Raw genomic sequence first — 13,393 nt, forward strand, 5'->3', positions numbered from 1 at the left:
ACCAGGTAGCCAAGATAAAAGAACAGATAAAGTCTTATGAAAATCAATTAAAAAGCTTAAAAAACCAGATAAACATAGCCCAAAACAACCTAAAACATACAAACATAATAGCCCCTGTAGATGGTATTGTAACTCAAAAAAACATAGAGGTTGGTCAGTATGTTCAGCCAGGTCAAACACTACTTATGGTAGTACCTCTAAAGCCTGCATGGATTAATGCAAACTTCAAGGAAACACAGATACACAGAATAAAAATAGGCGATAAAGCAACAGTAACCATAGATGCTTACCCAGGTGTAGAATTTAAAGGCTACGTAAAAGACATAGATGCAGGAACAGGTGATAGGTTTTCACTACTACCACCCCAGAATGCTTCTGGAAACTACATAAAGATAGTCCAGAGGGTACCTGTAAGAATAGAGCTCTACCCATATGACTACAAAAAATATCCCCTAAGGGTTGGTCTAAACTGTGAAGTTACAGTGCATGTTAAACACTAAGGGGCTATAGATGGCACAACAGAAAGTAAACCCATACGTTATAGCTCTTACTGTGATGCTAGCCACATTTATGGAAGTGCTTGACACATCTGTTGCAAATGTAGCATTGCCTCATATAGCTGGTTCACTTTCTGTTACTGTTACAGATTCCACGTGGGTTTTAACTTCATATTTAGCAGCAAATGCAATAGTTTTGCCCATAACTGGTTGGCTTTCACAAAAAATTGGCAGGAAGCGCTATTTTATTGGAAGTATTGTTTTATTTACAATATCGTCTGCATTGTGTGGTTTATCTTTTGATTTTTATTTTTTGCTTGTTGCAAGGGCAATTCAGGGTTTTGCAGGTGGGGGTTTGCAGCCTGTATCTCAAGCAATCCTGATGGAGAGTTTTCCAGAAAAAAAGCGCGGAATGGCTATGAGTATTTTTTCAATTGGTGTAATTTTTGCACCAATTTTAGGTCCTGTGATTGGTGGTTGGCTTACTGATCAATATTCGTGGAGGTGGGTATTTTATATCAATGTTCCAGTTGGCATTTTAGCTACAATTTTAACTATGATTTTAGTAGAAGATCCACCTTATGCGAGGGCAAATCCTAAGTTGAAAATTGATTATTTGGCTTTAAGTTTTATTTTTATTGGAATAGCTTCTCTTCAAATAATGCTTGATCAAGGGCAAAATAAAGATTGGTTTAACTCAAATTTAATTGTGATTTTGGCTTTGTTTGCATTCTTTTTTATCTCTATGTTTATCATAAAGAATGCTTTTTCTAAAGAACCTATAATAAAGTTTAAATTGTTTAAAGACGTAAATTATTCTATAGGTGTTTTTTTAATGTTTATGACTGGTTTTGTGCTATATTCTTCTTTGGCTTTACTCCCAATATTGGTCCAAACACTTATGGGCTATGATGCACTTAAAGCAGGATATGTTATTGCACCAGGTGGTGTTGCAAGCTTGATGATTGCACCAATTATCGGTAAATTGTCAAATAAAGTTAATGTTAAGATACTTGTAGGAGCTGGTATTTTGCTTGTTGCATACTCTCTTCATTTAATGAGTGAGTTTAATTTAACTGCATCTTTCGATGTTTTTGCATGGGCAAGGATTATTATGGGTTTTGGGTTGCCAGCTATGTTTATACCAATCAATTTAGTTGCTTATAAGTTTCTAAAAAAAGAAGATATGGGAGATGCAAGTGGTGTAATAAACTTTGCACGCAATATCGGGGGTTCTATTGGTATATCATTTGCTGCAACGATGCTTCAGCGAAGAGAAGTTTTCCATAGAGATGCTTTGGTTCAAAATTTTAGTCAATCTAGCGTTATTTTTCAAAATTTTTTAGATAGCACAAGGCAATATTTAGTGACACACGGATTTTCTTTTGCAGATAGTTACCACGCAGCAATTGATTTAATGAATAATTTGTTGTCAGCACAAAGTGCAATTATGGGTTATCAAGATGTATTTCACTTAATTATTTACTTTACATTACCATTATTTTTTTTAATATTCTTTATAAAAACAAAACAAACTAAAGATAAGAGGGTGACGCTATGAAAATTGTTTTAGTTGAAGACGATGAAAAAATTAGTAGCTTTATAGCTAAGGGTTTTAAGGAATTGGGTTACGTTATTCAGGTTTTTGATAATGGTGAAGATGCATATTATTTTCTTATGAATGAAAATTATGATATTGCAATTATTGACATTATGCTACCTAAACTAAATGGTTTTGAGCTTATACAAAAACTCAGAGAAAAAGCAAATAAGACACCTATTATTGTACTTAGTGCAAAAAATGCCACCGATGATAAAGTAAAAGGTTTGGAGCTTGGTGCAGATGACTATTTAACAAAACCTTTTGTATTTAGTGAACTTTTATCGCGCATTAATGCCATTTACAGAAGGGTTAATAATATTAAGGAAACGGTTTTACAATATGCAGATTTAAGTTTGGATATACTAACAAGAGAAGTTATAAAAGATGGTAAAAAGATAGAATTGCAAAAAAAAGAATACTCTTTACTTGAATATTTAATGCGAAACGCTGGACGCATAGTAACTAAAACAATGATTTTAGAAAGCATATGGGGATATGATTTTGATCCACAGACAAATGTTGTTGATGTGCTTATTCATAGACTTAGAAAAAAAATTGATGATCCATTCGATATAAAGCTTATACATACTGTACATGGCGTAGGCTATGTTCTTAAAGAAAAGTAATTTTTTTTCTAAAATTTCAGTAAAAATTTTACTGTGGTATAGTGCTATATTCATATCTAATGCTATATTTTTATTTTTGCTGGCATATTTTATAGTTTCTGCTACGCTTAGAGATAAAGAAACAACTTCTATTAGTCTTGAAATGGAAAAAATTTTGCTTGATATACAAAAATATGGTTTATCAAATATCGACAAACATATTTCTCATAAAGAAAAAGAAGATTTTGTTATCGAGATTTTGTTTAAGAATAAGCCTTTATATGTTTCAGAGAATTTTAAAAAGTTGGAATTAGGAAATAAAATAATAGAAAACATTAAATCCAAAAAAAAGTTTTTTACCATTAATTTGGATGATAAAACATTTAAATTTCAAATTTACCAAGCTACAAGCTATACGATAGTTGTTGGTAAAAATGTAGCAAGTACAGAAGAGTTGCTTGAAAAATTTAGAGAAATTTTCTTCGGTATGATTTTATTTACAATGCTTTTGGGTATAATTGGCGGTCTTATTGCTTTAAGAAAAATACTTTTACCAATAAAAAGTATTACACAAACCGCTCAATACATTATAAATACAGGTAAATTAAATGAACGCATAAAAGTAGAAAATACTCAGGATGAACTTTACGATTTAAGTGTTATAATAAATAAAATGCTTGATAAAATTGAAGTACTTGTAAAGTCTTTAAAAGAAACAATTGACAATGTAGCCCACGATCTAAGAACGCCTCTAACAAGAATTAAAATTACCAGTGAGCTTGCACTAAGCGAACAATCTAAACTAAACCCAAAAGATGCATTACTTAGTTGTCTTGATGAATCTGACAAAATATTAACATTATTAAATGCCATTGTAGATATATCACAAATTGAAACGGGTTCATTAAAGTTAAATATTGAAAGGATACAACTTAAAAAGCTCATAGACGATGTGATTGATTTATATGATTATGTAATTGAAGAACATAATATAAACTTAAGCGTAAAATGTAATGAAAATATATACATATATGGTGATTTTAATAGATTGCGACAAGCATTATCTAATTTAATGGATAATGCAATAAAATACAACAAACCAAACGGCAAAATCTCAATTAAAGCATTGGAAATTAATGATAAAATATGCCTTTTTATACGTGATACAGGCATAGGTATAGATGCTAAAGATTTACCATATATCTTTGAAAGACTATATAGAGCAGATAAAAGTAGATCTAAACAAGGCTTAGGCCTTGGACTTTCTTTGGTAAAAGCAATCATTAAAGCACATGAAGCAAAAATAAAGGTAAAAAGCAAGTTGACTTGCGGAACTATTTTTTGTATAATTTTCCACCATTAAAATCTTGTAAGATTCGTGAAATAAATTAGAAAGTAAAATCAACTAGGGTGGTGTAGGTATGTTAAAACGTGTTTTTTTGGTTTTTTTTGCTGTAATTTTTTTTGTATCAGCTTGTGCTGTATATAAACCACTAGAAATAAATAATTCCCAGATTAACAAAAAAATAAGTCATATTGATAAAAAAGAACTCATGAAGTATCCCAGAGGTAAAATTATTTTTACAAAACTTGAAAATAATGAGTCGTTGGATGAAAATGATATTGCAAGTCTGGCTATAATTCTTAACCCAACTTTAAAAATTGAAAGAGATAATTTAAGAATTGCAGAAGCTCAAATTGGTATTTCAAAAACAATACCAAATCCGAGCATTTCATTTGATACGAGTTTTCCTGTAGCTGGAAATATTGCCAATACATACAATGGATATTCAATTGGATTTTCTTATCCAATTGATTGGATATTTTCACATAATTTAAAAGTAAAAAGTGCTTTACTTGAATACGAGTCAAAAAAATTAGGTTATAATTTCAATGCATACCAAATTATGCAGGATTCAAAAATAAAGGTAGCAAACATATATTATTTAGAACAAGTATTGAAAGAGCTATCAGATAAATTAAACCTTTATAAGAAAATTTACGATACTGTAAAGGTAGCCTACAATAAACATCTTGTTTTATTAAGTGATTTGCAATTAGCAAAAAATGAGTACGAAAAATCAAAAATTCAATATCTGGATACTAAAACCATTTTAGAAAAAGAAAATGATAGTTTAAATAATATACTGGGCATTCCTTTAAGTGCAAAATTAAAAATTAATTTTGTGCCTAACAATAATTTTGATTTACCGGATCTTGAAGATTTATATAGTAATGTAACAAATCGGGTAGATATAGTTGCATATAAGCTAGCATATCAGTCCCAGGAAGAAAAAACACGCCTTGCTTTTGCCCAGCAATTTCCAAAAATTTCTATAAATTTTCCTTTTAGTCGTGATACGTCGAATGTACAAACATTGGGTTTTGGTATTTCCATAGATTTTCCAATATTTAATACTAACAAAGCACAGATAAATTTACAGGAAGCAACAAGAAAAAAGATGTATGATGAATATGTATTTAGGATTATATCAGCAAGGTTTGATATAAAAAGGCTCGTATCTGATATAAAAAATATTCAAAGCCAACTTGCAATTTTAAATGCAGATTACAAAGAGAGCTCAAAACTTTTAACTAATTATGAACAAGCGTATAAAAATGGTTATATAAGCATAATCGAATTTTATAAAAATTCAAATGATGTAATTGATAAAAAGATTAACATATTAAATTTAGAAAAATCTTTATACAGTATGCGTATAGCTTTGGAAATTGCATCAGGAAAAAAAATTTAGGTAGGTGAGGAATGAAAAGAGTTGTGTTGGCAATTGTAGGTTTTGCAATTATAATTATTTTTATTGTAGCATATTTATTCAATAAAAATAAATCAACCCAAGATAACCTGTCCAATAGAACTCTCATTGCTACAGTAAATGTGGCACCCATTAAAGTTAAAACAATGTCAAAATATATAGTAGCTTATGGAATTGTTGAATCAAAACCTGGCACTGCCAACACCGTTTCTTTAAATTTTGATGCTACCATTAACAAGCTATATGTGGTTGATGGTCAAAATGTTGTAAAAGGTCAATTGCTTTTTAGTGTAATACCTTCTCCAACTGTTCAGTCTCAATTAATGCAGGCAGAAAACTCACTAAATTCGGCAAGAGAAAATTTAAAAATTGTACAGGAAAAATTTAAGCTCCATCTTGTAAGCAAGCAGGATATTTTAAATGCCCAAAATGCATTAAATCAGGCTAGGATAATTTATGATAATTTAAAAAAAACTTATATAGATAAAGTTTACTCCAGTATAGATGGTGTTGTTACCAAAATCAATTATACGCAGGGCTCTAGTGTGGCATCTGGCAGTCCAATTTTATCGATAGCAGATGTTAAGAATATTGCAATAAAGTGCGGTGTTGAGCCAGAAGATGTTAATTTTTTAAAGCCAGATTTGCCAGCTACAATTTCATTAATTGATTATAATAGAAAAATTACAGGTAAAATCATTTCAATATCAAATATTATTGATCCTGCAACCCACTTAATCAATATTTACATTTTACCTGATACAAAGAAAGATTTAATTTTAAATAGTTATGTTGAAGTCAATATTCCGATTCTTACAAAGACAGGCCTTGGTGTGCCAAAATCTGCTTTGTTGTATGAAGATGGTCATTATGTTATATATACGGTAAAAAATGGCGTAGCCAAAAAACATGTTGTAAATGTTATTTTAAAGAACGAAGATTACGCTCTTGTTTCATCACCCGATCTTACAGACAAAGATTTGGTTGTAACACAAGGAGCATATGAATTAAAAAATAATATGAATGTAAAGGTTCAAAAATGAAATTTCAGGAACTTTTGTGGAGAAAGAAAAAAGCGATTATATTTTTAATCATAGTAATTGTTTTTGGCGGCATTTTTGCAACTTTTAAAACACCAGTTGCTTTGTTTCCAAATGTTGAATTCCCTCGCATAAGAGTAACTGTTGATAGTGGCGATATTCCTGCAAGTACAATGGCAATTGAGGTTACAAAGAAAGTTGAGCAGACGCTTAGAGCTGTGCCAGATGTAGTGCATATTCGATCAACAACCAGCAGAGGTTCTGCAGAATTTATACTGGATTTTGGTTGGGGACAAAACATGAATGTTAATCTATTAAACGTTGAATCTGCTCTAAATGGAATTTTACCAACATTACCAAAAGGCACAACATTTCATGCAATCAGGATGTATCCAACCGTTTATCCAGCTATTGCTTATAGTTTGACTTCAGATAATCATTCACTTGTAGAGTTAAGGGATATAGCTTTATACGAGATTAAACCTTTGCTTTTAAATATTAAAGGTGTCGCAAATGTCCAGGTTCAAGGTGGCGAAAAAGAAGAATACCATGTGTTAGTTAATCCAATGAAACTCTACACTTACAATTTAACAATGAGCGATGTGATAAAATCTTTGTCGAATTCAAATGTTATTAGTGCTGTTGGCAGGCTTGAAGATTATTATAAGCTTTATTTAGTGGTTTCTAAATCTCAATTGCACAATATGCAATCAATTGAAGATACAGTTTTAAAAACTAGCTCAAATGGTATTGTGCGTTTAAGCGACATAGCAACCATTAAAAAATCCATAGTTCCTAATTGGACTAAAGTTGTTGCCAATGGTAAAAATGCTGTTATTGTACAAATTATCCAATCGCCCCAAGGAAATACAGTTCAGATTGCGCATGATGTAGATAAAAAATTACATGAGTTTAAAAGCAAATTGCCAAGCGGTATAAAAATTGCCAAGTGGTATGATCAAAGCAAGTTGATAGTTTCTTCTACGCATAGCTTAAGGGATGCTATTATTATAGGTATTATTCTTTCTATTATTGTCGTTCTTGTTTTTTTAAATAACTTTAAAATCACGGTTACACTTTTAATCAGCTTGCCTACGATCTTATTTACCACTATACTTTTGATATATGTTTTTAAAATGAGTTTTAATATAATGACATTGGGTGGTATTGCAGCCGCTGTAGGTTTAATTATTGATGATGTAATAGTTATGATTGAGTATATTATGCGTTTTGTTGAAGAACACAAAAATGAAGATATATCAAAAGTTATACCTTTAGCTGTTAAGGATTTCTTAAAACCACTTTTAGGTTCATCACTTTCTACAACTGTAATATTTATACCATTTGCATTTTTATCAGGTGTAACGGGCGCATTTTTTAAGACACTTTCTATTACTATGGCAATGAGCCTTATAATTTCTTTTTTAGTTACGGTTATTTTGGTGCCAATAATAGCAAGAAAACTATTAAACCGTGGTATAGGCAAAGAAAAGAAAAACATAATTGTTGATTTTTTGGCAAAATTATACAAGAATGCAATAAATTTTTCTTTTAGAAAGCCTATTATTATATATTTACTTGTTTTGATTTTAGTTATATGTGGTATTTATAGTTTTAAAAATATTGGAAGTGGTTTTATGCCTTCTATGGATGAAGGTGGATTTGTACTTGACTACGTTACAAAACCTGGTACATCTTTAAATGAAACGCAGTATACATTGAGCAAAATTGAAAATATTATACAATCAAATAAGTATGTTCAAAACTACACTGCAAGAACTGGATTGCAGCTTGGGGGTGGTTTAACTGAGCCAAACACAGGGGATTTTTTCATAAAATTAAAACCTTTTCCAAGACCATCTGTCCAAAAAATAATTGATGAAATACGAAATAAAATCGAAACAACAGTGCCTGGTGTGAATATTGATATGGCACAACTTGTGGAAGATATGATAGGCGATTTAGTTGGTACTCCTTCTCCAATCGAAATCAAAATTTACTCAGATAATTATTCTCAGTTACTTTCCATTGCACCCAAAGTTGCTAATATAATATCAAAAGTGCCAGGTGTAGTAGATGTAAAAAGTGGTGTTGTATTGGCTGGAGACGCTTTAAATATCGAAATTAACCGATCAAAGGCTGCAATAGAAGGTGTTGATCCAAACTACATTACACAACAACTAAATCAATACTTAAATGGAATTGATGCAACATATATATTGGAAAGCCCAAGAATAATTGGTGTAAGGGTCTGGACACCCCAAAATTTTAGGAAAAACATTACAGATATAGAAAATTTTCCTATAAGAACTCAGGATGGTAAGCTTATACCTCTAAAGCGCATAGCAAATTTACAGATAGTGTCTGGACAACCAGAAATTGTACACGATAATTTAAAAAATATGATTGCAGTAACAGCAAGAATTAGCAATACAAGCTTAGGTCAGGCAGTAAGTCAGGTTAAGCAGGATTTAAACAAATCTCAAATACTAAATGTAAAAGGTGTATATTATGAGTTTGGTGGTCTTTACGCGCAGCAAAAGAAAGCTTTTGCAGGCCTTTTTATCGTGCTTGTAAGCGCTGTTGTTTTGGTTTTTGTAGTGTTGCTATTTATGTATGAGGAATTTTCATTGGCAATTTTAATTTTATTAATGTCACTTTTGGCTTTAGCAGCGGACTTTATAGGTTTATATATAACAAAAACTCAATTAAATATAACATCTATAATGGGCCTTATAATGAGTGTGGGTATAAACACTGAAACTGCAATTTTTTATATTAGCGAATACAAAGAATTTATAGAAACAAAAAATAATGTTGGAGCTATTATAAATGCTGGAAAAAATAGAATGAGGCCAATAGTTATGTCTACCTTAATTGCAATTTTATCATTAATGCCTATCGCAATTAATTTAGGACATGGTTCTGATATGCTAAAACCACTTGCAATTGCAATTATTTCTGGCTTATTTGCTCAACTATTTATGGTTTTATTTGTGTTGCCAACAGCTTTACTGGGTTTGGAAAAGCTAAAAAATAAATAGCTTAAAATTTAACATTTGTGATATAATTCCTATTCGATGAGCGAACTTGAAAAATTAAGTATAGGGAAGATTATAAAGTTCAAACTCTGGTTTGAAAATTATGTTGATGATTTTATAAAAAATTATCCAGAAAAAAAAGAAAACCTTGAACTAAAGCGCATACATACGCATAATGTTTGCAAAGAATCCTTAAAAATTATGCAATATTATAGAAAAAACAATGAATGCAGGCTCAGTGCTTATATAATAGCTTTGTTTCATGACATTGGAAGATTTGAGCAATATGCGTTTTTTAATACATTTAACGATAGAATATCTAAAGACCATGCTGAGCTTTCTATTAAAGTTATATTAGAAAACAATTTGCTTAAAAATATAAATGATTATACAAAAAACATAATAATAAAAGCTATAGAAAATCATAATAAAGCTCAATTACCTAAATGTAGTGATTACAAACTAAACTTTTTATCAAAGGTTATTAGAGATGCTGATAAAATTGATATATATCGTATTGTTACTCAAAACTATGTCTCCAAAAAACCTAATAGTATTGTAAATCTTGAATTAGAAGATAGAGCATTTATTTCAGATAATGTTTATAAAAGTATTTTAAATAAAAAACCTGTCAAATATGAAGATTTAAAAACCATAATGGATTTAAAAGTTTTACATCTAAGTTGGGTTTTTGATATTAATTTTATTTACACATTTGAAAGGATAACTAGAGAATCATACTTAGAAAAGATATTTTCCACAATGGCACAAAATAAACAAACGCAAATAATTTTTCAATTAGTTGAAGATTATGTTGACAAAAGGCTTAAGCTGGGCAAGAATGAGCTCTAAAAGAGGGCCAAGATAGACCCTCTTTTTTTTAAATATAGTTTTAGATTTAAAACACAATATGAAATGGATTTGCATAGAAAATAATCAAAACAATAACAAGCATATAGATAACTAGCGACTCGATCATAGCAAGACCAATCATCATAACGGTAAGTAACTTTCCAGAAAGACTTGGGTTTCTTGCAGTACCCAAGACTGTACCGTTAACAGCATGGCCCTGACCAATACCACCACCCCCAGCAGCTAGTCCAAGACCGATTGCGCCACCCATAGCTACAAGCATGTAATACTCTTTAAGTGAGCTTGCCGCTTGTGGAGCGCCTACTGCAAATGCTGGAACTGCAGCAAGTAGTAAAAGCGCCGTTAGTAATAAGACCTTACCCTTCATAAAACCTCCTCACAATAAAAAAATTGTCTACTTTATGACTCATGGTGTGTTGCAACAGCATCTGCAATGTATAGTGTTGTAAGTAATGGGAATATAAAAGATTGCAACACAGCAGCAAATAGTATTAAAAACATAACTGGAATTGGTACAAGTGCTGGAACCAAAAAGAACAATACAGCTAAAAGTAAATCATCACCACCTATATTTCCAAAAAGCCTGACAGATAGCGATAAAATCCTTGCAAAATGACCGATTATCTCAACAGGTATCATTAAAGGTGTAAGCCACCACACAGGACCCATAAAATGCTTTATATATTTTAGGCCATTGTGTTTTATGCCCAGGTATTGGTAGTAAACAAACACTAAAATAGCAAGTGCAATTGTTGTATTCCAGCTTGATGTTGGTGGGACAAACCAGGGTATAAGTTCTACTATATTTGAAAAAAATATAAATATACCAAGCGATGCTATTAGCTTAAAATGTTTTTTGGTTTCTTTTGGACCAAGTATATCTTCTACAAAATTATACATACCAGATATAAATGCTTCAACCACATTTTGGAAATTTGATGGCATGAATTTTAGAGAAAAACGAACGCTTATAGCCAACACTATTATAACAAGCATTATAAACCACGTAAAAACCATAAAATTTGGAAGATGAAGTGCATGTGCTATGAATTCCAAAAAGTTAGGTGCTTCCATTAGGCCTCCTTATTAAAATTTTTTCTAAACAGGATAAAATAAACTAAAACTGAAATAGGCAATATAGAAAAGCCTATTATTAAACCTATAAAACTATATACTAATAGCTTGTAGCTTACAATTATTAAAAAAGCAACTACTAATAATCTTACAATGTACCCAAAAAAAGAAAATCTACCTTTTTTTACCAATCTAAAAGACATTTTTTTTAACAAAAACCAATCAATCAAAGCTATGCTCGAACCCACCAAAACACCTACAAATAAAAAATTAATTGCAAAAAATGCAATTATTGCGAATATAAAATACAACATTACTAAAATAATTTCAAGTCTTTTTATTTGAGTCATTTTTATCTATACTTTCTTTATTTATTTTTTTTGTTCCAATATATAAATTTCTAAAAGCTGCAACAATACCAAAAAAAATAAAGAGCAATAAAAGCCATGGGTGTGTGGAAGGAAATTGTTTGTCAAGAAAATAGCCAATAAGACCCCCAATTATTATAGAAAAAACAAAACTCATACCAATCGTTGAAGCATCATATAAACCTTTATAAAAATCTTTATTATTTTTATTTTTCTTCATACTATAAATTTTGCATTTTGTAATTCTTTAAATATTTCTTCCGCAGCATTTATTGTGTACTCTATGTCGTTTTTGGTGTGTGCAGTTGATAGAAAATTTGCTTCAAATTGAGATGGCGCAAAATATATACCACGTTTTAACATTCCTAAAAAGAAGTTTTTAAATAAACGGTCGTTAGATTTTACAACTTCAGTATAATTTGTAGGTTTTTCTTCTGTAAAGAAAAATGTAAAACAGGAAGCAAAAGAGTTTTCGCTCATAGGTATATCGTAAGTTCTTGCAAGTCCCATTATTCTTGAAACTAAAATTTGTGTATTTAGTTTTAATTGTTCATAAGGGTTTGTGTTTTTTAGCATATCAAGTGTAGCTATACCTGCCTGGACAGCGATGGGATTGCCAGATAGTGTACCGGCTTGATAAACCGGTCCTTCCGGACTTATTAAACTCATGATTTCTCTATTTCCCCCATACATAGCAAGGGGAAAGCCTCCTCCTATAATTTTACCTAAAATTGTTAAATCGGGCTTAATATTTTCTAAAGTCTGTACACCGCCATAACATGCTCTAAATCCTGTTATAACTTCGTCAAATATAAGCAAGCTTTCGTATTGTTGTGTGATTTCTCTTAAAAATTTTAAAAAGTTAGGTTTTGGCAACACCACACCCATATTTGCTGCAATTGGCTCAACTATTACGCATGCTATGGTATGCCCATAATCTTGAAATATCTTTTTAACAGCGTCAAAATCATTATATTCGCAAAGTAGCGTGTGTTTTGCTATATCTTCTATAACACCTTTACTTGTTGGTACACCAAATGTAGCAGCACCAGATCCAGCACCAACAAGCATGCCATCATAATGCCCATGATAGCATCCAATAAATTTAAGACAATTTTCTCTTTGTGTAAAACCCCTTGCAAGTCTAATAGAACTCATGACAGCTTCTGTGCCAGAGTTAACAAAACGAGTTAATTCAATTGAATCAAAAGCTTCAACAATTCTTTTTGCAAGTTCTATTTCTGCTTTCGTGCAAGCGCCATATGTAAAGCCGTTTTCAAGTGCGGCCTTTACTTTATTTATAATTGTATTGTTTGCATTTCCAAGAATATTTGGTCCAAAACTTGAAACATAATCAATAAAAGTATTTGAATCCTCACTATATAGATATGCACCTTTTGCCTTTTTTATAAATATGGGGTCAATTCCAACACTTTTGAAAGCTCTAACCGGACTGTTAACGCCGCCTACGATGTATTTTTTTGCTTCTAAAAAAAGTCTTTTGCTTTCTTCAAACAT

The 13,393-nt window shown here is 30.9% G+C and carries 12 protein-coding genes and 1 pseudogene; 8 read left to right on the forward strand and 5 right to left on the reverse strand.

Features of this window, described 5'->3' with window-relative positions; translation table 11 throughout:
• The 8 genes and pseudogenes from BLQ93_RS02030 to BLQ93_RS02065 form a co-directional block, all read left to right on the forward strand.
• Positions 1-500, forward strand: a pseudogene (locus tag BLQ93_RS02030) (hypothetical protein); the annotation flags it as partial.
• Between the two features lie 10 nt (positions 501-510).
• Complete coding sequence (locus BLQ93_RS02035; protein WP_092127840.1) at positions 511-2,058, forward strand: DHA2 family efflux MFS transporter permease subunit; 1,548 nt, start codon at positions 511-513, stop codon at positions 2,056-2,058.
• The gene (locus BLQ93_RS02040) at positions 2,055-2,726 is read left to right on the forward strand and encodes a response regulator (RefSeq protein ID WP_092127842.1); all 672 of its coding nucleotides are present in this window, start codon (positions 2,055-2,057) and stop codon (positions 2,724-2,726) included. The genes BLQ93_RS02035 and BLQ93_RS02040 overlap by 4 nt, the downstream gene beginning before the upstream one ends.
• Positions 2,707-4,068 carry a sensor histidine kinase gene (locus BLQ93_RS02045; protein WP_092127844.1) on the forward strand — a complete coding sequence of 454 codons (1,362 nt, stop codon included), beginning with the start codon at positions 2,707-2,709 and terminating at the stop codon, positions 4,066-4,068. Before BLQ93_RS02040 ends, BLQ93_RS02045 begins: the two co-directional genes overlap by 20 nt.
• A gap of 58 nt (positions 4,069-4,126) precedes the next feature.
• Positions 4,127-5,461, forward strand: coding sequence for a TolC family protein (locus tag BLQ93_RS02050; RefSeq protein WP_092127846.1), 1,335 nt, complete (start codon positions 4,127-4,129; stop codon positions 5,459-5,461).
• Between the two features lie 11 nt (positions 5,462-5,472).
• Positions 5,473-6,522 carry an efflux RND transporter periplasmic adaptor subunit gene (locus BLQ93_RS02055; protein WP_092127848.1) on the forward strand — a complete coding sequence of 350 codons (1,050 nt, stop codon included), beginning with the start codon at positions 5,473-5,475 and terminating at the stop codon, positions 6,520-6,522.
• Complete coding sequence (locus BLQ93_RS02060; RefSeq protein WP_092127850.1) at positions 6,519-9,563, forward strand: efflux RND transporter permease subunit; 3,045 nt, start codon at positions 6,519-6,521, stop codon at positions 9,561-9,563. Before BLQ93_RS02055 ends, BLQ93_RS02060 begins: the two co-directional genes overlap by 4 nt.
• A gap of 36 nt (positions 9,564-9,599) precedes the next feature.
• Positions 9,600-10,412: an HD domain-containing protein gene (locus BLQ93_RS02065; RefSeq protein ID WP_092127852.1), complete on the forward strand. Its 813-nt coding sequence runs from the start codon at positions 9,600-9,602 to the stop codon at positions 10,410-10,412.
• Between the two features lie 46 nt (positions 10,413-10,458).
• Here the strand turns inward: BLQ93_RS02065 and BLQ93_RS02070 are convergent, their stop codons facing one another.
• Genes BLQ93_RS02070 through hemL form a run of 5 tightly spaced genes read right to left on the reverse strand, consistent with a single transcriptional unit; the run spans position 10,459 to position 13,393 of the window.
• Positions 10,459-10,800: an ATP synthase subunit c family protein gene (locus BLQ93_RS02070; protein ID WP_092127854.1), complete on the reverse strand. Its 342-nt coding sequence runs from the start codon at positions 10,798-10,800 to the stop codon at positions 10,459-10,461.
• Positions 10,801-10,832: 32 nt separating this feature from the next.
• On the reverse strand, positions 10,833-11,507 hold the full coding sequence (atpB, locus tag BLQ93_RS02075; protein ID WP_025392225.1) for a F0F1 ATP synthase subunit A: 675 nt from the start codon (positions 11,505-11,507) through the stop codon (positions 10,833-10,835).
• Positions 11,507-11,857 (reverse strand): hypothetical protein, encoded by a 351-nt coding sequence (locus BLQ93_RS02080; protein ID WP_092127856.1) that lies wholly within the window; start codon positions 11,855-11,857, stop codon positions 11,507-11,509. The genes atpB and BLQ93_RS02080 overlap by 1 nt, the downstream gene beginning before the upstream one ends.
• Positions 11,835-12,095, reverse strand: coding sequence for an AtpZ/AtpI family protein (locus BLQ93_RS02085; RefSeq protein ID WP_025392223.1), 261 nt, complete (start codon positions 12,093-12,095; stop codon positions 11,835-11,837). Before BLQ93_RS02085 ends, BLQ93_RS02080 begins: the two co-directional genes overlap by 23 nt.
• The gene (gene hemL / locus BLQ93_RS02090) at positions 12,092-13,393 is read right to left on the reverse strand and encodes a glutamate-1-semialdehyde 2,1-aminomutase (protein WP_092127858.1); all 1,302 of its coding nucleotides are present in this window, start codon (positions 13,391-13,393) and stop codon (positions 12,092-12,094) included. The genes BLQ93_RS02085 and hemL overlap by 4 nt, the downstream gene beginning before the upstream one ends.

Source organism: Desulfurella multipotens, assembly GCF_900101285.1.
GTDB classification, from domain to species: Bacteria; Campylobacterota_A; Desulfurellia; order Desulfurellales; family Desulfurellaceae; genus Desulfurella; species Desulfurella acetivorans.